Source organism: Dorea sp. AF36-15AT, from assembly GCF_003477705.1.
Lineage (GTDB): Bacteria > Bacillota > Clostridia > Lachnospirales > Lachnospiraceae > Claveliimonas > Claveliimonas ammoniilytica.
In genome coordinates this window covers 389,016-412,754 of sequence record NZ_QUDV01000001.1, presented here as the reverse complement: position 1 = coordinate 412,754, position 23,739 = coordinate 389,016, and the positions used below count along the sequence as shown (strand labels likewise).

The 23,739-nt window shown below is 44.2% G+C and carries 22 protein-coding genes; 1 reads left to right on the top strand and 21 read right to left on the bottom strand.

What is annotated here, in order from left to right; genetic code table 11:
• Positions 1–205 precede the first annotated feature (205 nt).
• Together DWZ93_RS01850 and DWZ93_RS01845 are read right to left on the bottom strand one after the other, a co-directional pair.
• Positions 206–898 carry a pentapeptide repeat-containing protein gene (locus tag DWZ93_RS01850; protein WP_330421719.1) on the bottom strand — a complete coding sequence of 231 codons (693 nt, stop codon included), beginning with the start codon at positions 896–898 and terminating at the stop codon, positions 206–208.
• Between the two features lie 53 nt (positions 899–951).
• Complete coding sequence (locus DWZ93_RS01845) at positions 952–1,494, bottom strand: prolyl-tRNA synthetase associated domain-containing protein (RefSeq protein ID WP_118384283.1); 543 nt, start codon at positions 1,492–1,494, stop codon at positions 952–954.
• 78 nt (positions 1,495–1,572) lie between these two features.
• Here DWZ93_RS01845 and DWZ93_RS01840 point away from each other — a divergent pair, with 78 nt between their 5' ends.
• Positions 1,573–2,136 carry a Maf family protein gene (locus DWZ93_RS01840; protein ID WP_118451839.1) on the top strand — a complete coding sequence of 188 codons (564 nt, stop codon included), beginning with the start codon at positions 1,573–1,575 and terminating at the stop codon, positions 2,134–2,136.
• 38 nt (positions 2,137–2,174) lie between these two features.
• Here DWZ93_RS01840 and DWZ93_RS01835 read toward each other — a convergent pair whose 3' ends face one another.
• The 19 genes from DWZ93_RS01835 to DWZ93_RS01745 form a co-directional block, all read right to left on the bottom strand.
• Positions 2,175–3,416, bottom strand: coding sequence for an aspartate aminotransferase family protein (locus tag DWZ93_RS01835; protein ID WP_118384285.1), 1,242 nt, complete (start codon positions 3,414–3,416; stop codon positions 2,175–2,177).
• 254 nt (positions 3,417–3,670) lie between these two features.
• The gene (rpsU, locus tag DWZ93_RS01830) at positions 3,671–3,847 is read right to left on the bottom strand and encodes a 30S ribosomal protein S21 (RefSeq protein WP_004054229.1); all 177 of its coding nucleotides are present in this window, start codon (positions 3,845–3,847) and stop codon (positions 3,671–3,673) included.
• A gap of 152 nt (positions 3,848–3,999) precedes the next feature.
• The gene (gene alaS, locus DWZ93_RS01825; RefSeq protein WP_118384286.1) at positions 4,000–6,639 is read right to left on the bottom strand and encodes an alanine--tRNA ligase; all 2,640 of its coding nucleotides are present in this window, start codon (positions 6,637–6,639) and stop codon (positions 4,000–4,002) included.
• Between the two features lie 65 nt (positions 6,640–6,704).
• On the bottom strand, positions 6,705–8,216 hold the full coding sequence (locus tag DWZ93_RS01820) for a 4Fe-4S dicluster domain-containing protein (RefSeq protein ID WP_118451838.1): 1,512 nt from the start codon (positions 8,214–8,216) through the stop codon (positions 6,705–6,707).
• Positions 8,217–8,257: 41 nt separating this feature from the next.
• The gene (locus DWZ93_RS01815; protein ID WP_118451837.1) at positions 8,258–10,663 is read right to left on the bottom strand and encodes a homocysteine S-methyltransferase family protein; all 2,406 of its coding nucleotides are present in this window, start codon (positions 10,661–10,663) and stop codon (positions 8,258–8,260) included.
• On the bottom strand, positions 10,664–11,311 hold the full coding sequence (locus tag DWZ93_RS01810) for a vitamin B12 dependent-methionine synthase activation domain-containing protein (protein WP_118384288.1): 648 nt from the start codon (positions 11,309–11,311) through the stop codon (positions 10,664–10,666).
• Positions 11,312–11,329: 18 nt separating this feature from the next.
• The gene (glgA, locus tag DWZ93_RS01805) at positions 11,330–12,766 is read right to left on the bottom strand and encodes a glycogen synthase GlgA (RefSeq protein ID WP_118451836.1); all 1,437 of its coding nucleotides are present in this window, start codon (positions 12,764–12,766) and stop codon (positions 11,330–11,332) included.
• Positions 12,767–12,842: 76 nt separating this feature from the next.
• Positions 12,843–13,634, bottom strand: a complete 792-nt coding sequence (gene spo0A, locus DWZ93_RS01800) for a sporulation transcription factor Spo0A (protein WP_118451835.1) — start codon at positions 13,632–13,634, stop codon at positions 12,843–12,845.
• A gap of 125 nt (positions 13,635–13,759) precedes the next feature.
• Entirely contained in the window at positions 13,760–14,818 is a 1,059-nt protein-coding gene (gene spoIVB / locus DWZ93_RS01795) for a SpoIVB peptidase (protein ID WP_118451834.1), read from the bottom strand.
• A 139-nt stretch (positions 14,819–14,957) separates the two neighbouring features.
• Positions 14,958–16,646: a DNA repair protein RecN gene (recN, locus tag DWZ93_RS01790; RefSeq protein ID WP_118451833.1), complete on the bottom strand. Its 1,689-nt coding sequence runs from the start codon at positions 16,644–16,646 to the stop codon at positions 14,958–14,960.
• A 39-nt stretch (positions 16,647–16,685) separates the two neighbouring features.
• Positions 16,686–17,135: an arginine repressor gene (gene argR, locus DWZ93_RS01785; protein ID WP_118451832.1), complete on the bottom strand. Its 450-nt coding sequence runs from the start codon at positions 17,133–17,135 to the stop codon at positions 16,686–16,688.
• A 3-nt stretch (positions 17,136–17,138) separates the two neighbouring features.
• Positions 17,139–17,966, bottom strand: a complete 828-nt coding sequence (locus tag DWZ93_RS01780; RefSeq protein ID WP_118451831.1) for an NAD(+)/NADH kinase — start codon at positions 17,964–17,966, stop codon at positions 17,139–17,141.
• Between the two features lie 18 nt (positions 17,967–17,984).
• Positions 17,985–18,794 (bottom strand): TlyA family RNA methyltransferase, encoded by an 810-nt coding sequence (locus DWZ93_RS01775; protein WP_118384294.1) that lies wholly within the window; start codon positions 18,792–18,794, stop codon positions 17,985–17,987.
• 37 nt (positions 18,795–18,831) lie between these two features.
• The gene (locus DWZ93_RS01770; protein ID WP_243061061.1) at positions 18,832–19,728 is read right to left on the bottom strand and encodes a polyprenyl synthetase family protein; all 897 of its coding nucleotides are present in this window, start codon (positions 19,726–19,728) and stop codon (positions 18,832–18,834) included.
• Positions 19,718–19,945 carry an exodeoxyribonuclease VII small subunit gene (xseB, locus tag DWZ93_RS01765; protein ID WP_118451829.1) on the bottom strand — a complete coding sequence of 76 codons (228 nt, stop codon included), beginning with the start codon at positions 19,943–19,945 and terminating at the stop codon, positions 19,718–19,720. Before xseB ends, DWZ93_RS01770 begins: the two co-directional genes overlap by 11 nt.
• Positions 19,938–21,155, bottom strand: a complete 1,218-nt coding sequence (xseA, locus tag DWZ93_RS01760; RefSeq protein ID WP_118451828.1) for an exodeoxyribonuclease VII large subunit — start codon at positions 21,153–21,155, stop codon at positions 19,938–19,940. The genes xseB and xseA overlap by 8 nt, the downstream gene beginning before the upstream one ends.
• 13 nt (positions 21,156–21,168) lie before the next feature.
• Positions 21,169–21,567, bottom strand: coding sequence for a transcription antitermination factor NusB (gene nusB, locus DWZ93_RS01755; RefSeq protein WP_118384298.1), 399 nt, complete (start codon positions 21,565–21,567; stop codon positions 21,169–21,171).
• Positions 21,568–21,948: an Asp23/Gls24 family envelope stress response protein gene (locus tag DWZ93_RS01750; RefSeq protein WP_118384299.1), complete on the bottom strand. Its 381-nt coding sequence runs from the start codon at positions 21,946–21,948 to the stop codon at positions 21,568–21,570.
• 110 nt (positions 21,949–22,058) lie between these two features.
• Positions 22,059–23,663, bottom strand: a complete 1,605-nt coding sequence (locus DWZ93_RS01745; protein WP_118451827.1) for a peptide chain release factor 3 — start codon at positions 23,661–23,663, stop codon at positions 22,059–22,061.
• Positions 23,664–23,739 lie beyond the last annotated feature (76 nt).

The following is a 23,739-nucleotide window of genomic DNA, read 5'->3' as shown; positions in this document are numbered from 1 at the left end:
ATCTCACATAATAAATGAGCCAGAACTTTCAGGTGATTTTTGTTCAAGAATGCCTCGGCATTCTTGCTGCGAGGTGCGCGTCATGCAATTGCATGACATACTTCTACTGCGCACCTCTGCAATCCTGCCGGAGGCTATATCAGCTGGGGGATTGACTCCCAGCTGATATACATCTTGAAAGCTCTGGCTTTTCTTTTAATATTTTTTAATATTTCATCGCTTCTTCCCTGTTCATCCAGAAATGAATTCCTGTAGTAGAATCGAACCACCGATCTTCGTTAAAATCTTTCACCTCTACCCACTGACCTTTACGATAGACAAAATTCTCATCTACCAAAGACCACGCTTCATCAAATTCTTCTGTTTCATCAAAGCTTTTGATCGTAAGCACTTTCGCCTTATTACACCGGCAGGCCGGATACGTAGATGAAGTGCGTTTGGCGTCCGCCGGAACCAGCAGTTGCACAATCCGGTCATATACACATTTTTTGTATGCAACAAACGCTCCTGTCTCCGGACATCGCAGACGATACCACTTGGTATTCTCATCTGCCTTAACATCTGTCAGAATTGCATTCTCCAATACCGCTGCATACAGATTTGCGCCACAGATATTGCAACCTGTCATATCACACCCACGCATACAGGCTCCCCACATCTCAGCATTTTGAAAATTAACACTACGTAACGAGCATCCGTCCAACTGTGCATTCTTCACACTGGACTCTGACAGATCTGCTCCATCTAACTTGACATTGCAGAACATGCATACCTCAAAGTCTATATTGTGAAGGTCTCTGTCTGACAGATCCATATCATCAAATTCCAGATCTCTAAGTTCCAGTTTCTCATTATCTTTGCGTTCATTTAGTATTTGTTCCAGTTCTTCATACTCCATTTTTCGCACAAAACCACATCCCTTACCATATCCCCAAATCTATATTATGTAGTCTACAAATCTACAATTCTCGGTCTGTGATGTGTATACGGAAGAAACTTCTTAATCAGATCCTGTGTCCGGATCTTCAGATGTGTCGTATTAATCCCTGTATTGCATACAAAATACTCTGATTCTGCTACTTCTTTATCCAGGATTAACTGCACATAGTCATCTTCATCATTCAGCAAACCTACAACACTAGCTGATCCTGGTCTTGTACCAAGATGCTCCCACATAAGTTCCGGTGAAGCAAATGACATATGCGACACTCCCAGTTTTTTACTAAAGGCTGATGTATCAAATGCTTTTTCCTCCGGCATAACTAACAAAAAGAAGCTCGTCTTTTTCTGATTACATAAAAAAACATCTTTTCTTACCGGTGAACCAAACACTTCACCAATCCCTCTGCACTCTTCCATAGATGCGGCCGGATCATTATCTACTCTTTCAAATGGGATTCCCAGCTTTTGAAACACCTGATACACTTTCTGTTCAAGAGAAGCTCTTTCTTTCACATTTTCTGGAACTGTAGTTACGATTTCACTGATGTACATTGGTATTCCCTCCTGTTCATTTTTCCGTTATAATACAATTATAATTCAACAGAATCTAAAAGAAAAGAGGTTATCAGCATGAACTATATCCTTGCCTCGGCATCCCCAAGACGCCGGGAACTCCTTGCAAAATGCGGCATTTACTTTGATATTATTCCATCTGGGATTGAAGAAAAAATCACAGGCGAAGCACCACCCGATATCGTTATGGAGCTTGCCCGCCAGAAGGCAATGGATGTCTGGAAAAATCATGCCAAGAATGGCGATGTAGTGATCGGCGCAGATACCATCGTTGTATACCGCGACGAAATTCTCGGTAAGCCCGAGGATGAAGAAGAAGCTCTGAATATGCTGTCGATGTTAGCTGACCGCACCCATCAGGTATATACCGGCGTTGCCATCATTCATGGCACTTCTATGAAGACTTTTTGTGAGCGTACAGATGTCACATTTTACCCGGTAGACCGCCAGGATCTGCTTCGCTATATCGCTTCCGGTGATCCAATGGACAAAGCCGGCGCTTATGGTATTCAGGGAACTTTTGCTATCCATGTAAAAGAAATACACGGCGACTATAATAATGTAGTCGGACTTCCTGTAGCAAGACTTTATCAGGAACTTAAAAAGGATATGCTGGTTTAATACCCGGCATATCCTTTATATTAGGAGTTTGTTTTATGCTATGCAGCTTTTGTTAATTTCTGATACTTTTCTACTGCTTCGTTAATAGATTCTTCCATGATTCCCATCAGTTTATCTACATCTTCTTTTGTAGCAATAAGCGGTGGAATCATACGGTTTACACTTGAACCGATTGCTGTAATCAGCGCATGGCGTCTCATGCAACCCCATTTTACTTCCAGAGCGATCGGCAGATCATATTCGCATCCTACCAGAAGTCCGCGTCCTCTTGCTTCTTTTACATGAGGAAGTTTTGCCATCTGCTCTACCATATACTCTCCGACAACCTTTGCATTGCCGCTCAGATCTTTGTCAAGAATCTCTGAGATAGATGCCAGTGCAGCTGCACATGCTACCGGATGTCCGCCATATGTAGAACCATGTGTTCCTGAGCCAAATGCCTCTGCGATTTCTTTTGTTGTACAGCATGCTGCGATCGGCATTCCGCCTCCCATAGCCTTTGCCATAGATACGATATCAGGCTTTACTCCGTATCCCATGTATGCCATTGGTGCTCCGGTACGTCCCCATCCAGTCTGTACCTCATCAAACATCAGCACGATGTCCTTCTCATCGCACAGCTTGCGAAGACCTTCGATAAATTCCTGTGTTGCAGGATGTACACCACCCTCGCCCTGTACAGGCTCAATCATAATGCCGATGGTATTTGGTGTTACCTTAGAAGCGAAATCTTCCAGGTTATTATATTCTGCATAGGAGAATCCAGGAAGCATTGGTCCAAAATCTTTCTGGATTGCTGAATCAGGCTGTCCTGTTGCTGCTACAGCTCCCATTGTTCTTCCATGGAATCCTTCTTTTGCTGTGATGATCTCATATCTGTTTGGTCCAAATTTCTCAATGCCGTATTTACGGACCATCTTGATCATACATTCATTTGCTTCTGTACCAGAGTTCTGATAAAAGATCTTATCCATTCCGATGGTATCGCAGATCTTCTTAGCAAGTAATGCCTGTGGTACTGTATATGGATAGTTAAAGGTATGCATGATATCGTCTACCTGATCCTTGACTGCTGCTACAACCTTTGGATTTCTGTTGCCAGGGCTATTAACTGCTACGCCGCCGTAAAAATCAAGATATGGTGTTCCGTTCTCATCATAAAGGTACATTCCTTCTGCACGCTCTGCAATAAAATCATATCTCGCATAGGTCTCGATCATATATTTGTTGACCATATCTTTCAATTCCTGTGCTGTAAGTCCTGTGTCCTTTAACTTCATGTTAATTCCTCCATTTCATTTCCCAAGTCTGAATAATTATAATTTTATAAAAGAAAAAGGCACCACGCATATATCATGCATGGCGCCTTTGCCTTTCGTTTGATTGCATTATAGACCTCAGTCTAAAATTCGTCAAGTACTTTTTCAAAAAAATTTAAGCGCGTCTTAACGCAAACTCGCTCAAAGTCATATTCCAAGCATCGTTGGATAAAAAAGCAGAGTACCATACGATACTCTGCTTTTATTTGCACATATTAGTTATACTTACGTTTTCTAGCTGCTTCAGATTTCTTTTTACGTCTTACGCTTGGCTTCTCGTAATGCTCTCTTTTACGAATCTCCTGCTGGATTCCAGCCTTTGCGCAGTTTCTTTTGAATCTGCGTAAAGCACTATCTAACGTCTCGTTTTCTTTAACGATTACATTTGACATAGTCTCACACCTAACCTCCCCTCCAGCCGTAAATTGTGCAATATATGACTGTTCGGGTATATTTTTTGCACTACATTAGATTATAGCATATATTTTCGCTTCGTCAATAACTTTCTGGATTTTTCTGCTAAAAGCTTGCCATTCTGTGCAATCTATGCAAGCTGACTCTCCAGAACTGCCTTCGCTTTGCTAAGTGCGTCAGTAATTCCTGCCGGATTCTTACCACCGGCCTGCGCCATATTCGGACGGCCACCGCCGCCACCGCCTACTACAGCTGCGACTTCTTTGATCAGCTTGCCTGCATGTGCTCCTTTAGCCATGGCTCCGTCTGTTGCCATAGCTACCAGATTAACCTTACCATTTACATCAGATGCCAGAAGGAGTACACCTTCTCCAAGCTTTTCTTTCAACTGGTCGCCCTGTTCACGCAATTCATTCATATCGACTCCTGAAATATGAGCAGCCAGGAACTTCACGCCATTTACTTCGACAACCTGATCCATAACATCACCAAGAGCGTTCTTTGCAAGCTGGCTCTTAGCACTTTCCAATTCAGACTTCAGTGACTTATTCTCCGCAAGAAGGTGAGTCAGCTTCTCTGCCAACTGATCCGGCGTTGTCTTCAGGATCTTAGCTGCTTCCTCAAGCTTCTTCTCTGTCTCATCATAGTAAGCCAGCAGTCCGTCAGATGTCAGTGCTTCAATACGACGCACGCCTGCTGCTACACCTGTTTCGGAAATGATCTTGAATGCATTGATCACACCTGTATTCTCCACATGAGTACCGCCACAGAATTCGATAGAGAAATCACCCATGCTTACAACACGTACAATATCACCATATTTCTCGCCGAACAATGCAGCTGCCCCTGTTTTTCTTGCCTCTTCGATTGGCATATTTTCAACCTTAACCGGAAGATGTGCGCGGATCTGTTCATTGACGATCTGCTCTACTTTCTCCAGTTCTTCTGGTGTCATCGCTGAAAAATGTGTAAAGTCGAAACGCAGTCTGTGCTCATCCACATAAGAACCGGCCTGTTCTACATGGTTGCCAAGCACATTACGCAGTGCTCTCTGTAACAGATGGGTAGCGCTGTGGTTTCTTCCAGACAGTGCTCTCTTCTCTTTGTCAATCTCAAGTGTTACTGTATCACCAACTTTTACCATACCCCTGGCAACATGTCCGACATGAGCGATCTTGCCACCCAGAAGTTTCTTCACATCCTCTACCTGGAATTCAAAATCTGCTGTGCGGATTACACCGGTATCTGCCTGCTGTCCACCGCTGGTAGCGTAAAATGGAGTCTTCTCTACGAAGATTGTTCCCCTGTCACCATCAGACAATGCATCTACAATCTCATCTTCGGTAGTCAGAACCGTTACCGGAGACTCATACTCTGTATGATCATATCCCACAAACTCTGTCGTTACAGATGGATCAATAGATTCGTAAATCGTCACATCTGCTCCCATATAGTTATGCTCACCGAACGTACCTTTGGCAGTCTCACGCTGAGCCTCCATAGCTTTCTTAAAGCCTTCTTCATCAATCTGCATTCCCTTTTCTTCCAGGATCTCCTTGGTCAGATCTACAGGGAATCCATAAGTGTCATACAGACGGAACGCCTCTTCTCCGGCAAGTACTGTCTCGCCCTTCTTTGCCATCTCTGCTTCCATTCCTGCAAGAATAGAAAGCCCCTGATCGATGGTCTTATTGAACTGCTCTTCTTCCTTGGTGATTACCTTGAAGATAAAGTCTTTCTTCTCTTCCAGTTCCGGATATCCATCCTTGGAACCTTCAATAACGGTCTCTGCCAGTTCCACAAGGAATGCTCCTTTGATACCAAGCAGTCTTCCATGGCGACATGCTCTTCTGAGCAATCTTCTAAGAACGTATCCACGTCCACTGTTGGAAGGCAGAATACCATCTGAAATCATAAATGTTACAGAACGGATATGGTCTGTAATAACACGAATAGACACATCTGTCTGATCATCCTTGCCGTATTCAACACCAGCCATACTACATACATGCTGACGCAGTGCGAATAACGTATCAATATCAAACATAGAATCTACATCCTGCACGATACATGCCAGACGCTCCAGTCCCATACCGGTATCAATGTTCTTCTGCTCTAACTCTGTATAATTACCATGACCGTCATTGTCGAACTGGGTAAATACGTTGTTCCAGATCTCCATGTAACGGTCACATTCACAACCTACCGTACATCCAGGCTTGCCGCAGCCGTATTTCTCACCACGGTCATAATATACCTCTGAACACGGACCGCATGGACCTGAACCGTGCTCCCAGAAGTTATCTTCTTTACCAAAACGGAAGATACGTTCCTCCGGAATACCAATCTGCTTGTTCCAGATCTCAAATGCCTCATCATCCTCTAAATAGATAGATGGATACAGTCTGTCAGCATCCAGACCTACTACTTCTGTCAGGAATTCCCATGTCCAGTGGATTGCTTCATTCTTAAAGTAATCACCAAACGAAAAGTTACCCAGCATCTCGAAAAATGTACCGTGTCGTGCAGTCTTACCTACATTCTCAATATCTCCGGTACGAATACATTTTTGACATGTAGTTACTCTTGTTCTCGGTGGGATCTCCTGTCCTGTAAAATATGGTTTAAGCGGTGCCATACCAGAATTGATAAGAAGCAGACTCTTATCATTATGAGGCACCAGTGAAAAACTCTTCATTGCAAGATGTCCCTTGCTCTCAAAGAACTCCAGAAACATCTTTCTCAGTTCGTTTACTCCGTACTTCTGCATATCGTCCTCCTAAAAAATCGCTAGTCTTAATTATAATCAGCTCTCCGTATTTTGTCAAACAGCAGCTAATCCAATTGTATCTCTACCAGTTCTTTTCCCGGAAGTGCTTTGCTGGAGTTCTTTACAAGACTCTTAACCTCTTTCTGCGCTTTCGGAATCGAAATATTCGTTCCTGCTCCTGCAACACAACCGCCCGGACAGCCCATGCCCTCAATCAGACATCCATTCATACGTCCGGCCTTGGCAAGCATCAGTGCCTTCTTACATTCTGCAAGTCCTTCGGCATGCTCGATGTGTACAGGAACGCCCGGATAGTATTCGTTAATACATTTTTCAATGGCTTCTGCCACACCGCCTGCTACCGCATATCCACGGCCTGCTCCAGTCGCATTGTGCAGGGAAGAATTGCCACCGCATTCTGACGGTACAATCTTCTTCGCATCAAACATTGCCTGCAATTCTTCAAATGTAATAACAAAGTCCACATCACTCCGCACGGTTCTGCGGCTGGCTTCCAGCTTCTTGGCAGCACAAGGTCCGATAAATACCACACGTGCATCCGGATGCTTTTGCTTAATGGTACGTGCGGTTGCTACCATCGGTGTCAGCTCCTGAGACACCTGATCCACCATATCCGGGAACTGCTTTTTTGCAAGCATTGCCCAGGATGGACAGCAGGAAGTCAGCAGGAATGGTAATTCTCCGGTTGCTACTTTCTCTACGTAATGGTGTGCTTCTGCGATCGCACCGATATCTGCTCCGAGCGCCACCTCATAAATTTCCTTGAATCCAAGTTTTTTCAGAGCTTCTTTCATATTTCTCTGTGTTACATTGTCACCAAACTGTCCGATATAAGCCGGTGCCAGTTCTGCAATAATTTCTTCTCCTTCAGACAGTGCACGCGCAAGCTGGAAAATCTGTGACTTGTCAGAAATTGCTCCAAATGGGCAATTTACCATACACATGCCACAGGATACACATTTGTCATTATCAATCTTGGCACGTCCCATCTTATCGGAACCGATTGCCCCTACGCCACATGCCATCGCACATGGGCGCTCTTTTTTAGCAATCGCATCGTACGGACATGCAGATTTACATTTACCACACTTAATACATTTGCTCTGATCAATAAAGGACTTTCCCTTCACAAAGGAAATTGCGCCCTTCGGACAGACTTCCATGCAAGGATGTGCCAGACATCCTTTACACATATTGCTGACCTCGTATCCCTTTGCCTCACATGCTTCACAGGCTGACGGAATCACCTGCATAAGCGGCGGCTCATAATATTTTTCAGAAATATTACTTGCTTCCACGCCGGCAGTCAGATGCACCGGTTTATCCTCCGGTCTGAGCGACAGTCCCATTGCCAGACGCAGACGTTCTCTGACAATAGAACGGGCTCTGTATATGTTCTCTCTGTATCTCGGTGTGTCTTCATTCACCATTTTATACGGAATTGCTTCCATATCATCATTCAGCGTATCCGGATTCACATTGAATCCGAGATTAGCTACCTCTGTAAATACCTGGTGTCTCAATCGTTTAACGGTTGTGTCTAGTCCTCTGATCATATTATTGCCTCCTCGTTCTCATATGTATATTGATATTATTTTTAACTTTCTCTTCCAAATACTGACTGTGCATAATATACCGACTGCATTGCATCCTTACCGTAGAAATCTGCTCCGATCATATCCGCATACTCCTGATTCAGTACGGCACCTCCTACCATTACTTTGCAGTCCGGCTTCTTTTCTCGAAGTTGTCTGATAGTCTCTTCCATACTGATTACCGTTGTTGTCATCAATGCACTCAATCCGACCAACTTTACGTCTTCCTCGATCGCGGTCTCAACAATCTTCTCCGGCGGTACATCTTTACCAAGATCCAGCACATCGAAACTGTAATTTTCTAACAATACCTTTACAATATTCTTGCCGATATCATGGATATCACCTTTTACGGTCGCAAGGATGACTTTATCCTGCGCTTCCTCCATCACTTCGTCACCGCTCATACTGTCTTTGATCACCGAAAATGCAATCTTTGCAGCATCCGCACTCATCAACAGCTGTGGCAGGAATACGGTACCTTTTTCAAAGCCTTTTCCTACTTTATCAAGTGCTGGGATCAGTTCCTGATTAATAATATCAAGCGGCTTCTGTCCCTCTCCGATCATACGCGCTGTAATCAGGTGTGCCTCTTCCTTTAATCCTTTTTCAATCGCAGAAGACAGGGTAATTTCTGCACTCTGCGATGTTGACTGCGCGGTTGCTTCTGCGGTACGATTACCGTATTTTCCAATGTATGTTTCAAAATTCTCATCATATCCCATCAATGCACAATAAGAATAATAAGATCGCATCATATCCTCAGACGATGGATTTACAATACCTGCACTCAGTCCATTCTGCATTGCCATAGTATAAAAATTAGAATTGACCGCCGGACGGTAAGGCAGACCAAAGGAAATATTGGACACTCCCAGTACCGTACGAACGCCGCATTTCTCACGGACTAATTTGACTGCATCCAGTGTGATTCTTGCACTGTCAGGATCTGAACTGATTGTCATTGCCAGCACATCAATCACGATATCTTTCTTATCGATACCGTACTTAGCAGCCTCTTTGATAATCTTCTGTGCTACTTCAAGCCTTCCTTCTGCGGTATCCGGGATTCCTGACTCATCGATTGTCAGACCAACTACCACACCGCCGTATTTTTTAATCAGCGGAAATACCTGATCCATAATCTCCTGTTTACCATTCACAGAGTTCACCATCGGCTTGCCATTATAGATGCGCATAGCTGCTTCCATAGCCGTCTCATCTACTGTATCAATCTGCAGTGGCAGGCTCGTTACACTCTGGATCTCACGGATTGCTTCTACCATAACCGCAGGCTCATCGATATCCGGAAGTCCTACATTGACATCCAGAATGTGTGCTCCATTATCCTGCTGCATAATAGCTTCTTTGAGAATATAATCCATATCGTGTTCTTTGAGCGCTGCTTTTAACTTCTTCTTACCGGTCGGATTAATACGTTCTCCGATCACTACCGGCTTATCCCCAATGACTACTGCACCGCCATAAGAAGATACGATCGTATCCGTCTTTTTCACCGGCTCATGAATCTGCATATCACGACATCTGTTCACCATTTCTCGGATATGTGCCGGAGTTGTACCGCAGCATCCACCGATGATACATCCCCCCATATCTACGATCTTTCGCATATATTCTGCAAATTCTTCTGGTTCTACATCATAATATGTCTCCCCATCTTTCTGCTTCGGAAGTCCGGCATTCGGCTTCACTACAACAGGAAGAGATGTATATTTCATTAAATCTTCCAGAATCGGCATCATCTGTTTTGGTCCGAGGCCACAGTTCATGCCAAGCGCATCGACCCGAAGGCCTTCCAACATTGCCACAACTCCCGGCACATCGCCGCCAGTCAGAAGTTTTCCTTTCTCATCGAAAATCATAGTCACAAACACCGGAAGACTTGTATTTTCCCTGGCTGCCAGTATCGCTGCTTTTACCTCATAGGTATCACTCATAGTCTCAATATGAATGAGATCTGCGCCTGCTTCCTCTCCATATCGAGCAGCTTCCGCATACGTCTCATACGCATCTTCAAATGACAGGTCCCCCATTGGCTTCAGCAGCTTTCCGGTAGGTCCCATATCCATTGCAACATAAACTTCTCTATGTTCCTCAGCTGTTATTTTGTCTGCAACTTTTCTGGCATTTGTAATGGCTGCTGTAATGATCTCTTTCAATCCGTATCTGTCATCGTGAAACTTTAATGCATTGGCTCCAAAAGTATTGGCAAGTACAATGTCACTTCCCGCTTTGTAATATTCTCTGTGTATCTCCATCACTTCTTCTGCATGTTCCAGATTCCATACCTCAGGAAGCTCTCCCGGCTGTAATCCTTTTTCCTGAAGAAGTGTTCCCATACCGCCGTCAAAGAACAGCAGCTCTTTTCCTAATCTGTCTCTTAACATCTATGTCTCCCTTCGATATGCACAATCTGTCTTCCTGCACGCCTCACATCCATGCACAGGACATCGTTCTTTTGTCCTGCTGATACCGGCAACCGCTGTCACAGATTTGGTAGGATTCAACATCCCGCCATTCGTCAGTGTCAGACCGATACTTTTCTCTGCATTCAACATACGCAGGATCATCTCCTGATGGCTGATACTGAAATCACCATACCCCGGACTGAATCTCGGCCGGAGATACTGTTTTTCGGCTTCAAGCTTTGCTGCTGTCTCTTTCTGCCAGGTATCCAGGTATTCTTCCAGCATTGCTGCCGCAGATGCCTGTATCACCACCGCTCTCGACATATCTGTAAGCGAATAACGTCTAAGCAGCTGATCAATACCGATTCCGAGGGTCGCTCCCAACACAAACGCTTCCTTACAGCCACACAGATTCTTTGATAAATTTCTGCTTGTTATATGTAATTTGCCGATATCCAGGCTTTCGTTTTCTGTCACATTCACGTCAAAAATGCGATAGATGATGCGTTTGTCTGCTACTCTGTCCAGTTCTTCAAATGAATCTCTGATCAGTTCCAGCGTCTGTCCATCTACCGCATGATTGCCATATCCCAAGTAACGAACTGCCTCTTTCGTTCTTGTATCCATTTCCTTCTCCCGTTACTCCTATAAGCTGTCGTATAACTCCTCATACTGTCTGGCGGAATTGTTCCATGAGAAATCTTTCTTCATCGCTCTTTCAACGATCTTATTCCAATCTCTCTTCTTATCGTAATAAATCTTCTCTGCATAACGAACTGCAGCCATCATCTCATGCGCATTATAATTAGCAAAGCTGAAGCCAGTACCTGTCTTCTCATACTCATTGTACGGCTCTACCGTATCCTTCAGTCCCCCGGTCTCACGGACGATTGGAAGTGTACCATAACGCAGGCTCATAAGCTGGCTCAGTCCACAAGGTTCAAACAGTGACGGCATCAGGAATGCATCACAGCTTGCATAGATCTTATGTGACATCGGATCAGAATAGTATATATTTGCTGATACCTTATCCGGATACTTCCAGGCAAAGTAACGAAACATATTCTCATACTGTTCTTCGCCAGTACCAAGTACCACAATCTGGATGGCATCCTGACACAGTTCATCCATCACGTAAGCCACAAGATCCAGTCCCTTTTGGTCTGTCAGTCGGGATACGATACCGATCATCATTGCCTTCGGATCAACTTTTAATCCCAGTTCTTTCTGCAGCGCAGTCTTATTCTTAACCTTCTTCTTACGGAAATCTTCCACAGAGAAGTTATAATCGATACGCTCATCCTCGGCCGGATCCCAGTCATTATAGTCAAGTCCGTTCACGATACCTGTCAGACAATTCGATCTTGCATTCATCAATCCGTCTAACTTTTCTCCATAAAACGGAGTCTTAATTTCTTCTGCGTAAGTCTTACTTACTGTGGTTACTCTGTCTGCATATACGATACCGCCTTTCAGGTAATTGGCATCCTTATAAGCTTCCAGCTTGTCCGGTGCAAAATAATAATCCGGAAGTCCTGTAATCTCACGAATCCGCTTGGTATCCCAGGTTCCCTGAAACTTCAGGTTATGTATGGTCATAATTGTATGTATACCGCGGAAGAACTCATTGCCAAAGCGGAAATTATCCAGATATACAGGTACAAGTCCTGTCTGCCAGTCATGACAGTGAATGATATCCGGTCGGTAATCGATCAATGGCAATGTACTGAGCACAGCCTTTGAGAAAAATGCAAATTTCTCAACATCTCCAAATATATCTCCATATGGTGTGAATCCACCAAAGTATCCCTCATTATCAATAAAATAAAATGTAATGCCATCGTGAACTAGCTTCAATACGCCTACATATGTAGAGTCACATTTCCAATCCATATAAAAATGAGTCACATATTCCATCTTGTTGCGCCATTCTTCCTTGATACACAGATACTTTGGAAGCATCACGCGGACATCATACTCTTTTTTATTAAAATACTTTGGCAATGAACCTGCAACGTCAGCCAGCCCTCCGGTTTTGACAAACGGTACTGCTTCGGAAGTTGCAAATAGTATTTTCTTCATATCTCATTCCTCCATCTGAACAAACATTCCTTCTTACGTAAGATTGTACCGTATTTTTAACAAAAAGAAAAGGTTTTTATCTCTTTTTGTATTCCAACCGAATCGTATCTGCTATCAGAGCAATGAATTCAGAATTTGTAGGCTTCCCTTTTCCATTACTCACCGTATACCCAAACAGTTCATCCAGCGTATCCAGTTTTCCTCTGCTCCACGCTACCTCAATCGCGTGACGGATTGCACGTTCCACTCTGCTGGATGTGGTTTTATGTTTCTTAGCCACCGTCGGATACAGCACTTTTGTCACTGCGTTTAACACATCCATATCCTCTACCGCCATAATGATGGCATCTCTCAGGTAATGATAGCCTTTGATGTGTGCCGGAATTCCAATCTCATGGATCATATCTGTCACCTTCGCTTCCAGATCTTCCTCCGTCATCTCCCGTGATTCCATGACAGTTTCCGTCTTTGCCGTGACCGGTGCATGCTTCCCTTTCACAGTGTCCTTAATGTGATGCAGCAACACTTCGTTTTTAAATGGTTTCATCACATAATACTGCGCCCCTTTACTGAATGCACTCTCTGTAATACGATCCTGTCCCACCGCCGTTACCACAATGAAATTCGGACGTCTGCGTATCTTCCGATCGTGATTGATCTGATCCATTACACTTAATCCGTCCATTTTCGGCATGATCAAATCCAGCAGCACCACATCGGGCTCTTTTTCGCGGATAATGGTACATATATCTTCTCCGTTGTCAGCTTTTCCTACCAGTTTCAGTTCATTATCACTACGGATAATCTCGTCAAGTAATTCCAGAATTCTTTCGTTATCGTCGGCTATCGCCACTCTGATTGCTTCCATTCTTCTATTCCTCCTATCACTGGTATTGCAATACATCGTGCATATATTGTAAAAATAATTATAATTTTACATTTTACGGAGTTCAAGAAATTCATGTCGTAAAATCAATCTATCTAACGAGATTTTCACTGTTTTTTCAACATATCTTCCAAAATAATTCCATAACCTTTTGTCGGACTATTGACAAAGACGTGGGTTACTGCGCCTACAAGTTTTCCATTCTGCAGGATTGGACTGCCACTCATTCCCTGCACGATTCCCCCGGTTTTATCCAGAAGTTCCGGATCAGTCACAGCAATCTCCAGACGCTTATTGATCTCTGACGCCTTTCTGTCTATCTCCGTAATCTGTACATGATATTCTTTCACACATCCATCTACCGCGCACCGGATCAGTGCATTTCCCTCTTCGATTTCGTCTTTTCCTGCTACTTTTACAGGCTCTGCATTACGAAAAAGTGTATCCACCCGATCCAGTTCTCCATAAATGCCCTGCTCTGTATTTTCTGTAATACTTCCCAGCATATTATAGCTGTTATATACAATAATCCCTTCCATACCTCCAGGGTATCCTTCTGTTCCTTTCTGCACATCCTGAATACTGGTGGAATAAAGTACGCCCCTGGATATTTTCAGCAGCTCTCCCGTATCGGTATCATGAATCCCATGTCCCAGTGCGCCAAAAGTACTGTCCGCCGTCAGATAAGTGATTGTTCCAAGTCCCTGAGCATTATCTCTTACCCATATTCCCAGTTTATAATCGTCCACACTGCACTCAACAGCTCTCATCCGTATATTGATCTTCTGATTTTTCCGTCTGACTTTCAGTACTATCTCCGGCTGCTCTAGAGATTTCACGGCTGCGATCAGCTCTGATTTATTTCTGATTTCATCATCTCCCACACCGACAATATAATCCCCTTCTTTCACCAGATGAGCTGCCGGCTCATGTTTCTCCCCATCTTTATCTTCTACCGCCTCTGTTCCAAGCACCATAACCCCATCTGTCTCCAGATAAATTCCCACCGGCATTCCGCCTGGGATTACCATGGTTTCTGACGGTTCAGCAGCAACTTCACGTTCCAGATTACTCTGTTGTAACTGTAGCAGACAGTAACTTCCACCTACGCTGACTGACAGCACCAGTATCATGATAAGAATTCTTCTGTACCAGAATTTACGCATATCCATCCTCCCATTCAAAAATCATCGAATAATTGAGTAGGTATTAACCTACTCGATGTGCAATCAATGTCATCTCGCCTATCGGCTTATTGCACAAAAAAGCAGGCACTTTCGTACCTGCTTATTATGCGTCTCTATATTATTTTTTATTCTTTACAGTATTGGACTTTACCATAGATTTCATTTCACGGGCGCTCATCCGTACCGTTTCTGTAATCTCAGCTCCTCCAAGTATACGTGCCAGTTCATCTATACTTTCTTCTTCAGATAGTTTGCGGATCTCTGTTCTTGTCACGCCTCCATCTACTGTCTTCTCAATCAGATAATGCTGGTCTGCCTGGGCTGCGATCTGCGCCAGATGGGTAATGCAGATCACCTGATGGTTCTTGCCGATCACTGCCATCTTCTCAGAAACCTTCTGTGCTGTCCGTCCACTGATACCCACATCGATTTCATCGAAGATCAGCGTCTCGATCTCATCCCGGTCTGCCATTACTGTCTTAATCGCAAGCATCGTTCTGGAAAGCTCACCTCCAGATGCCACTTCTGCCAATGGTTTCACAGGCTGTCCGGGATTCATAGAAATCAGAAATTCCACATCATCTACGCCATCTGCCGTATAATCTGCTAATTTATCAAAATGAATCTGGAACTGTACCTCTGCAAAGTTCAGATCCTTGAGTTCCGTCTCAATCGCTTTTTCTAACTGTAATGCCTGTGCTTTACGCTCACTGCTAAGCTGCTCTGCTGCCGCCTCCAGTTCCTGTCTGCGCTGCTTTAATTCTTTCTGCAGCTGCGCCAGATAACTGTCATAATCCTGCAGCTTCTGCAGACGCTCTTCCTTTTCTTCACAATAAGCTAAAATCTCCGGTATCGTATTTCCATAACGAGTCTTCATATGATTGATCGTATCCAGACGTTCTTCTGTCTCATGATACTCTTCATCTGAAAATTCCAGTGAAGACTGATACTCTGCAAGCTCCCTGTTAAAATCATTCAACAGACCATCCAGTTCCACAAGTTGCTCCGATAATTCTGCCGCCTTATCATCATACCTGGAAGCGTCAATCATACAGCGAATTGCACGGCTGATCATGTCGCTTGCATTATCTCCGGACATTCCACCTGTACATTCATATGCCTCAGATGCATTTTCCAGGATATTACGTGCCGAATTCATCCGCTTATAGTCAGCTTCTAACCGTTCATCTTCGCCTGGAATAAGCTCTGCTGCCCGGATCTCCTGGATTTCAAATTCCAGAAACGAGACCTCTTTCGCACGTTCTCCCTCATCCAGATTCGCCTGCTCCCATTCTTTTTTACTGTCCCGGTAAGTCTTATATGCAGTCTTTACATTTGCCGAAAGTTTCTGTATCTTCTTTCCGCCAAAGGCATCCAGTATCTGAAGCTGGTTCTTCTTATAGAGAAGCGACTGATGCTCGTGCTGACCATGAATATCAATCAAAATCCCTGCCGCCTGTTTCAGAAGTGACATCGTTACTGTCTCTCCATTGATCCTGCATGTGCTGCGTCCATCCATTAGCCGCCTAGTCAGAACGACTGCTCCTTCTTCCGGATAAATATCAAGCGCGGCAAGCTTTGTAAGCTCTCGCTCTTCCGGAAGAAAAGTTAATTCCACCAATCCATACTGCGCGCCTTTACGCAGAATATCCTTACTGTATCTTCCCCCAAGTGCCAGATTGACCGATCCCAAAAGTATCGACTTACCGGCACCGGTCTCACCTGTCAGTATATTTAAGCCCGGGCCAAACTCCACTTCGCTTTCATCAATCAGAGCCAGATTCTTCACATGTAAATTCTGCAGCATAGTTCCTCCTACAATATCCCACTACAATCCTGCCGTATTCTACAATACGATTTTACTGATTTTGTCCATGGTTTTCACCGCATCATCCGTTGAACGGATCACGCACATGATCGTATCATCACCTGCAATACTGCCTACAACTTCATTCCATTTCAAAGAATCAATCGCAGCACATACTGCCATCGCCATACCTGATACCGTCTTGATCACCAGAATATTCTGTGCCATATCCATAGACACATAACCATCCCGCAGGATACGTATATATTTTTCATTCATCTCTGTCTCTACAGTCTGATGAACTGCATATTTCTGTCTGCCACCCTCATACGGAACTTTCGTAAGCTTCAGATCACGAATATCTCTGGATACCGTTGCCTGTGTCACTTTGAACCCTTCCTGATTCAGATATTCTGCCAGTTCCTCCTGCGTCTCTATATGATATTTGTTAATCAATTCTATAATCTTCGCATGCCTGTTGATCTTCATATCCTAGTTTCCTTTCATTTTTCTGCGCAATATCTCTAAAAAGCCAACTTTGCTCAGTTTCATAAGCTTTGTGATCATCGCAGATCTTCGGATCGTAACGGTCTGCCCTGTAACAATCTCTCTGGTATCCGTTCCGTCAAAGGATATATACACTTCCTCTGATCTGCCATGTCTGCCTTCTCCGATCTCAATCCTTATCTCATCCTCTGCCGACAACACAATACTACTGGTATTAAGCGCATGAGAACAAATTGGCGTAATCACGATCAGCGATGCTGTCGGCTCCACAATCGGTCCGCCCGCTGACAGATTATATGCCGTCGAACCTGTCGGCGTGGAAATCACAATGCCATCTGCCTCATAGGAATTGAGCAATGTCCCATTGACATACACATTAAAATGAATAATCCGAAGATTACCTTTTCTGGATAATACGATATCATTCAGTGCTACATTTTCCCCGCCATCATCAAAGATACCATCTAACATCATGCGGTCCTCAAGCATATAATGTCCGGACAAAATCTGATCCAGTGATTCTTCAATACGATCTACTTCTATTTCGGTAAGATAACCGAGCGTTCCCATATTAATGCCCATGATCGGCACTTCTTTTTTCAGAAGTCTTGCCACGCCGATCAGAGTACCATCACCTCCGATGACAATTGCACAGTCAATATCCTTCGGCATGGAATCCGCCGTCATATCCTTCCATGCATCTTCACAGAGAGTGCAACTCTTTCCACGCGCTTCCAAAAGTGCTTTCACACGCCCTGTTACCTGTCCGTCTTTATCTTTGCCTTCGTTCGTTACTACAAAAAATCGTTCCATGTCTGTTCTGTCTTTCCTTTATTTTGCCAGCGTATTAAACGCGTCATCGACAGTTTTCTCTGTATCTGCATACCCGGTGATCTGTCCGGTCTCAGCATCTGATTTTTCCAGATGAATCAAATATTCGATATTGCCTTCCGGACCACGTATCGGTGAAAAATCCAGATTCAGAATATCAAACCCGATGGAAAGTGCATAATCCTTTACCATCTCAATTACCTCAATATGAGTACTCTTCTCTCGTACCACACCTTTTTTACCAACCTTCTCACGACCAGCTTCAAACTGTGGTTTGATCAGTGCCACAATCTGACCGTGTGCACGCAGATAATTATGGATCGGAAGCAGTACTTTAGTCAGAGAAATGAAAGATACATCAATAGACGAAAAGTCGATTGGTTCTCCCAGATCTTCCGGTAATACATAACGGATATTGGTCTTCTCCATGCATACCACACGCTCATCCTGTCTGAGCTTCCACGCAAGCTGTCCACGTCCCACATCGATGGCAAACACCTTGACCGCTCCATTCTGCAGCATACAATCTGTAAAGCCTCCGGTCGACGAGCCCACATCGGTACACACCTTGCCTTCTACCGATACATCAAAGTTCTGAATTGCCTTTTCAAGCTTCAGACCGCCCCGGCTTACATATGGAAGTGTGTGTCCCTTAATCTCAATCGATACATCATCCGAAAATGACGTTCCTGCTTTATCTTCTCGTTCTCCATCAACAAATACATTGCCTGACATGATAATTGCTTTCGCCTTTTCTCTTGACTCTGCCAAATTGCGTTTTACCAGTAATACGTCCAATCGTTCTTTCATACTAACTCCTGTACTTTCTGATCTGTACTCAGATCATTTATTTTTTTCTGTGAATCAGCTGAGTAAGCAGCCATTCCAAATAATCATTTCTTACAGGCAGACTCTTTAAGAGCTCAATTGCCTCTACAGATTCCTTCTCTACGATTTTTTCTGCCTTATCAATGCCGAGAAGTGTCACATACGTGGTCTTCTCGTTCTTCTCATCACTGTGGATTGGTTTGCCCAGCACTTCTGCTGTACTTGTAACATCCAGTATATCATCCTGAACCTGAAAGGCAAGTCCAACCTTAGATGCCACCTTTTCAATCAATGCAATACTTTCATCATCCGCACCTGCAAGTGTTGCGCCGATCATCATAGAACTTTCCAGCAAAGCACCTGTCTTCAGTGCATAAATAAAATCAAGCACATCCTTATCCACCGCATGCCCGGTCTCTTTTACATCCACTACCTGACCGCCAAGCATTCCATAGATTCCCGCTTTATTACCAAGAATCTTCATAGCTTTACCAATCTGTAATGCCTTTTCCGGATATTCATCAAATGCTGCTGCAGCTGTCTCAAACGCATAGTTGAGCAATGCATCTCCCGCAAGGATTCCCATATCCTCACCATAGACCACGTGGGTTGTCTTTCTTCCACGGCGCAGTTCATCATCATCCATGGCCGGCAGATCATCGTGTACCAGTGAATAAGTATGTATCATCTCCTGCGCTGCCATAAACGGCTCTATTACCTTTTCTGTTCCACCAAACAATCGGTAAGTCTCCTGCATCAGCATCGGACGCAGACGCTTGCCTCCCGCCATCAGGCTGTATTCCATAGCATCCATGATAATCCTCTGATAACCGTTCTGCTCCGGAAGATAAGACTTTAATATCTCCTCAATCTCTTTGACCTTTTTATCACGTAACTCTGCGTAATTAGAACTCATGTATATTCCCCTCCTCATCCAGTATCTGAATCTGTTTTTCTATTCTCTCTATCTTATCATTACAGGTTTTTAACAGATCAATTCCTTTATGATACTTCTTAAATGTCTCCTCCAGAGAATTCTTTTCCTCCATATCATTCAGAATCTGATCCAGTTCCATAAGCACCTCATCAAGCGTGCACTCCTGTTCATTCTGATTATCTTGTTCCCTATTCATAACGTTCCTCCTGGACTCCTGTCACTTCTGCCTCAATTCTTCCATCTGCAACATAAATCGTTATGGCATCACCTGTCTGTACCTGCCCAATGCTCCGGATCGATCCTTTTCTGCCATCTGTCTCCTGCTCTGCAAATGCATAACCCTGATTAAGCTTATCTAACGGTGACAGACCTTTCAGACGTTCTTTCCGAAGTTCCAGCTGATGTCTGCTCATCTTAAGCTTCTGATCCATCAAGGCTTTGATTCTGTCAGATGCATCTGCAATATGCTGTCTCCGTTCTCGCAGCATCGTCTCCGGATGCAGATAATTCAACCTCGTGCGAAGCTTTTCTACTTTCATATGATACAACTCCAGGCGCTGATACATAATCCGGTTCATCTTCTGCCTGCAGCTCCTCAAGCTTTCCTGAAACTGATAATAGTCCCATACTGCAAGTTCCGCAGCAGCAGATGGTGTCGGTGCACGAAGATCAGCCACATAATCAATGATCGTCGTATCCGTCTCATGTCCCACCGCTGAGATCACGGGAACACTGCATTCAAACACAGCCCTCGCCACTTCTTCTTCATTAAACGCCCACAGATCCTCGATAGATCCGCCTCCGCGTCCCACGATCATCAGATCTACACCGTAATGCTCCAGCGCATGGATTCCACGGACAACACTCTCCTTTGCGCCCTCTCCCTGCACCTGCGCAGGGTACAGGATCAATTGCACATAGGGATTCCTTCTGGCTGTAATATTCATAATATCCCTGATTGCTGCACCGGTCGATGCCGTTACCACGCCGATTGTCTTCGCATATGCCGGAATCTCCTGCTTATACTCCGGGGCAAACATCCCCATCTCTTCCAGCTCTTTCTTTAACATCTGGAATTTCTCATACAATACGCCTTCTCCATCCAATCGGATCTCCTTTGCATAGAGCTGATATGCTCCTGCACGCTCATAGATGCTGACTGCACCAAAAACGACCACCTGCTGTCCATCCCGCATATGAAAAGAGAGCCCGCCGCGCTGCCCCGCGAACATCACGCAGGCAATCGTTCCAGACTCATCCTTCAAGGAAAAATATATATGTCCCGATGTGTGATACTTACAGTTCGAGACTTCGCCTTTTACATAGATACGGTTCAGCATGAAATCCTGGGTAAACATATTTCTGATGTATGCATTTACCTGTCTGACTGTATACACATTCGTCATGCTCATACTCCCATCATTTTATGATTCTGGCAAGAACACCATTCACAAATGACGGACTGTCTTCACCGCCATATCTCTTAGCCAGTTCCACTGCTTCATTGATCGCTACAGATACCGGCACATCTTCATCCATCTTCATCTCATACACAGCAAGACGCAGAATTGACAGATCCGCCTTATTCATGCGGACCGTTTTCCATCCTGTCGTATGCTCATTGATCAATTTATCAAGCTCCGGCACTTTCGCCGCAATCTTCTTCGCCTTCTCACCAATGTATGCTCTGTCTTTCTCATCATCGATCCCTGTCTGCTCAAAGTACAAATCGATCTGTTCATCTAATTCTTCCGGCGGATAGAACTCTGTGCCGAAAATCACTCTCAATATATGTTCTCTCTGCTCTGTTCTTCTCACTTATACTTCCTCCGGTACATCCACTCCGGCAATGCGGATATTTACATCAGCAACTGTAAGTCCTGTCATATTCTCAATCGCTGACTTCACTTTTTCCTGTACTTTACCGCATATCTCTACCAGACCGTATCCGTACAGCACGTTCATCGTGAGTGTCACTGTTACGATTCCTTCCAGCACTTCTACTTTTACGCCTCTTGCAGGAGACTTCATACCAAGCTTGCCCATAATCTCCTTTGTCATGCCACCAAGAGAAGCTACGCCTTCTACCTCCATAGCTGCGAATGCTGCAATAGAAGCTACAACTTCATCCGCAATCTTTACTTCACCGATGCTCTCATCTTTCTGAATTGTATATATATTTCTTTCTTCTTTTCCCATATCAATAAACCTCCTGTTGGATGTATGTCATATGTCACACTAAGATTATAACAAATTTATTCATAAATGCAAACGATAAGTTCACAGATACGATGCAGATTACAGCAAGATTAAGAACGTCCGAACTCAGACAGCTCCAGACCCTCGTTACGATCCAGCACCATGCGGATGCTCCAGTCATTAACAAAAAGTAACAGCGGTCTGTCTTTCAGGTCTTTGATCTTCTTCATATCAGAAGTTCCCTTAATCTTATCCAAGTCGATATCCTCATTCTCAATCCAACGGATATGCTCGTAAGGAAGTGTATCCAGACGAATCTCTACATTATATTCATTCTCCAGACGATACTTCAATACATCAAACTGCAGTACGCCGACTACTCCGACGATAATCTCTTCCATACCGGTATTGTATTCCTGGAAGATCTGGATCGCACCTTCCTGTGCGATCTGGTTGATTCCCTTGATAAACTGCTTTCTCTTCATAGTATCAACCTGACGCACTCTTGCAAAATGCTCCGGTGCAAATGTCGGAATGCCTTCGTACGCAAATTTCTTAGAGGATGCTGTCAGTGTATCTCCAATTGAGAAAATACCAGGGTCAAAGACACCGATAATATCTCCTCCGTATGCATTCTCGATGATCTTACGCTCACTCGCCATCAGCTGCTGTGGCTGTGACAGACGTACTTTCTTACCCCCCTGGATATGCCACACTTCCATTCCGGCTTCAAATGCACCGGAACAGATACGCATAAATGCGATACGGTCTCTGTGTGCTTTATTCATATTAGCCTGAATCTTAAATACAAATGCAGAAAAGTCCGGCTCCTCCATTGGATCGATAATGCCCTGATCAGATTTTCTCGGAAGCGGTGATGTAGTCATGTCCAGGAAATGCTGAAGGAATGTCTCCACACCAAAGTTGGTCAGTGCGGATCCGAAAAATACCGGCGACAGTTCTCCCTTGCTTACCAGCTCCATATCAAATTCCGCTCCTGCTCCGTCCTGTAGCTCAATCTCTTCCAATAACTGTTTCATCTGTCCTTCTTCCAGTAATGTCTCCACTTCCGGATCGTCCAGGCTGATCTTACGCACGGTTCCCTGTGTTGTACCCTTTCTGGTGTCGGAGAACAACTCGATCTCTTTCTCATTACGGTCATACACACCCTTGAATCTCTTACCGGAACCAATCGGCCAGTTCACCGGACATGTAGCAATACCAAGCTCATTTTCAATATCATCTAACAGTTCAAAGGTATCCATTGCCTCTCGATCCATCTTATTGATAAATGTAAAGATCGGAATATGACGCATGGTACATACCTTAAACAGCTTACGTGTCTGTGCCTCAACACCCTTGGATGCATCGATAACCATCACTGCTGAATCCGCAGCCATCAATGTACGATAGGTATCTTCTGAGAAGTCCTGATGTCCCGGTGTATCCAGAATATTGATGCAATATCCGTCATAGTTAAACTGAAGTACGGAAGACGTTACGGAAATACCACGTTCCTTCTCGATCTCCATCCAGTCAGATACTGCATGCTTCGCGGTCGCTTTACCCTTAACACTTCCTGCCTGATTGATTGCTCCTCCGTAGAGAAGAAACTTCTCTGTCAGAGTCGTCTTACCGGCATCCGGATGGGATATGATCGCAAACGTCCTTCTCTTTTTTATCTGTTCTTTTATCTCATTTGTAAGTTCTGCCATAACTGCAACACTCCTGCATTTTTCTTATTTTCAATCTTAGTTTTATCCTAGTTTCAGCCTTAAAATCCGTCTCGTA

What these genes read in the sequence shown, in the direction of transcription:
- DWZ93_RS01850 (WP_330421719.1), bottom strand. Translation starts at nt 898, where the DNA reads ATGGAGTATGAAGAACTGGAACAAATACTAAATGAACGCAAAGATAAT.
- DWZ93_RS01845 (WP_118384283.1), bottom strand. Translation starts at nt 1,494, where the DNA reads ATGTACATCAGTGAAATCGTAACTACAGTTCCAGAAAATGTGAAAGAA.
- DWZ93_RS01840 (WP_118451839.1), top strand. Translation starts at nt 1,573, where the DNA reads ATGAACTATATCCTTGCCTCGGCATCCCCAAGACGCCGGGAACTCCTT.
- DWZ93_RS01835 (WP_118384285.1), bottom strand. Translation starts at nt 3,416, where the DNA reads ATGAAGTTAAAGGACACAGGACTTACAGCACAGGAATTGAAAGATATG.
- rpsU (WP_004054229.1), bottom strand. Translation starts at nt 3,847, where the DNA reads ATGTCAAATGTAATCGTTAAAGAAAACGAGACGTTAGATAGTGCTTTA.
- alaS (WP_118384286.1), bottom strand. Translation starts at nt 6,639, where the DNA reads ATGCAGAAGTACGGAGTAAACGAACTGAGAAAGATGTTTCTGGAGTTC.
- DWZ93_RS01820 (WP_118451838.1), bottom strand. Translation starts at nt 8,216, where the DNA reads ATGATCAGAGGACTAGACACAACCGTTAAACGATTGAGACACCAGGTA.
- DWZ93_RS01815 (WP_118451837.1), bottom strand. Translation starts at nt 10,663, where the DNA reads ATGTTAAGAGACAGATTAGGAAAAGAGCTGCTGTTCTTTGACGGCGGT.
- DWZ93_RS01810 (WP_118384288.1), bottom strand. Translation starts at nt 11,311, where the DNA reads ATGGATACAAGAACGAAAGAGGCAGTTCGTTACTTGGGATATGGCAAT.
- glgA (WP_118451836.1), bottom strand. Translation starts at nt 12,766, where the DNA reads ATGAAGAAAATACTATTTGCAACTTCCGAAGCAGTACCGTTTGTCAAA.
- spo0A (WP_118451835.1), bottom strand. Translation starts at nt 13,634, where the DNA reads ATGGAAGCAATCAGAGTGGCGATAGCCGACGATAACGAAAGAATTCTG.
- spoIVB (WP_118451834.1), bottom strand. Translation starts at nt 14,818, where the DNA reads ATGCGTAAATTCTGGTACAGAAGAATTCTTATCATGATACTGGTGCTG.
- recN (WP_118451833.1), bottom strand. Translation starts at nt 16,646, where the DNA reads ATGCTGCAGAATTTACATGTGAAGAATCTGGCTCTGATTGATGAAAGC.
- argR (WP_118451832.1), bottom strand. Translation starts at nt 17,135, where the DNA reads ATGAAGATCAACAGGCATGCGAAGATTATAGAATTGATTAACAAATAT.
- DWZ93_RS01780 (WP_118451831.1), bottom strand. Translation starts at nt 17,966, where the DNA reads ATGGAACGATTTTTTGTAGTAACGAACGAAGGCAAAGATAAAGACGGA.
- DWZ93_RS01775 (WP_118384294.1), bottom strand. Translation starts at nt 18,794, where the DNA reads ATGAAAGAACGATTGGACGTATTACTGGTAAAACGCAATTTGGCAGAG.
- DWZ93_RS01770 (WP_243061061.1), bottom strand. Translation starts at nt 19,728, where the DNA reads ATGAGTTCTAATTACGCAGAGTTACGTGATAAAAAGGTCAAAGAGATT.
- xseB (WP_118451829.1), bottom strand. Translation starts at nt 19,945, where the DNA reads ATGAATAGGGAACAAGATAATCAGAATGAACAGGAGTGCACGCTTGAT.
- xseA (WP_118451828.1), bottom strand. Translation starts at nt 21,155, where the DNA reads ATGACGAATGTGTATACAGTCAGACAGGTAAATGCATACATCAGAAAT.
- DWZ93_RS01750 (WP_118384299.1), bottom strand. Translation starts at nt 21,948, where the DNA reads ATGGGAAAAGAAGAAAGAAATATATATACAATTCAGAAAGATGAGAGC.
- DWZ93_RS01745 (WP_118451827.1), bottom strand. Translation starts at nt 23,663, where the DNA reads ATGGCAGAACTTACAAATGAGATAAAAGAACAGATAAAAAAGAGAAGG.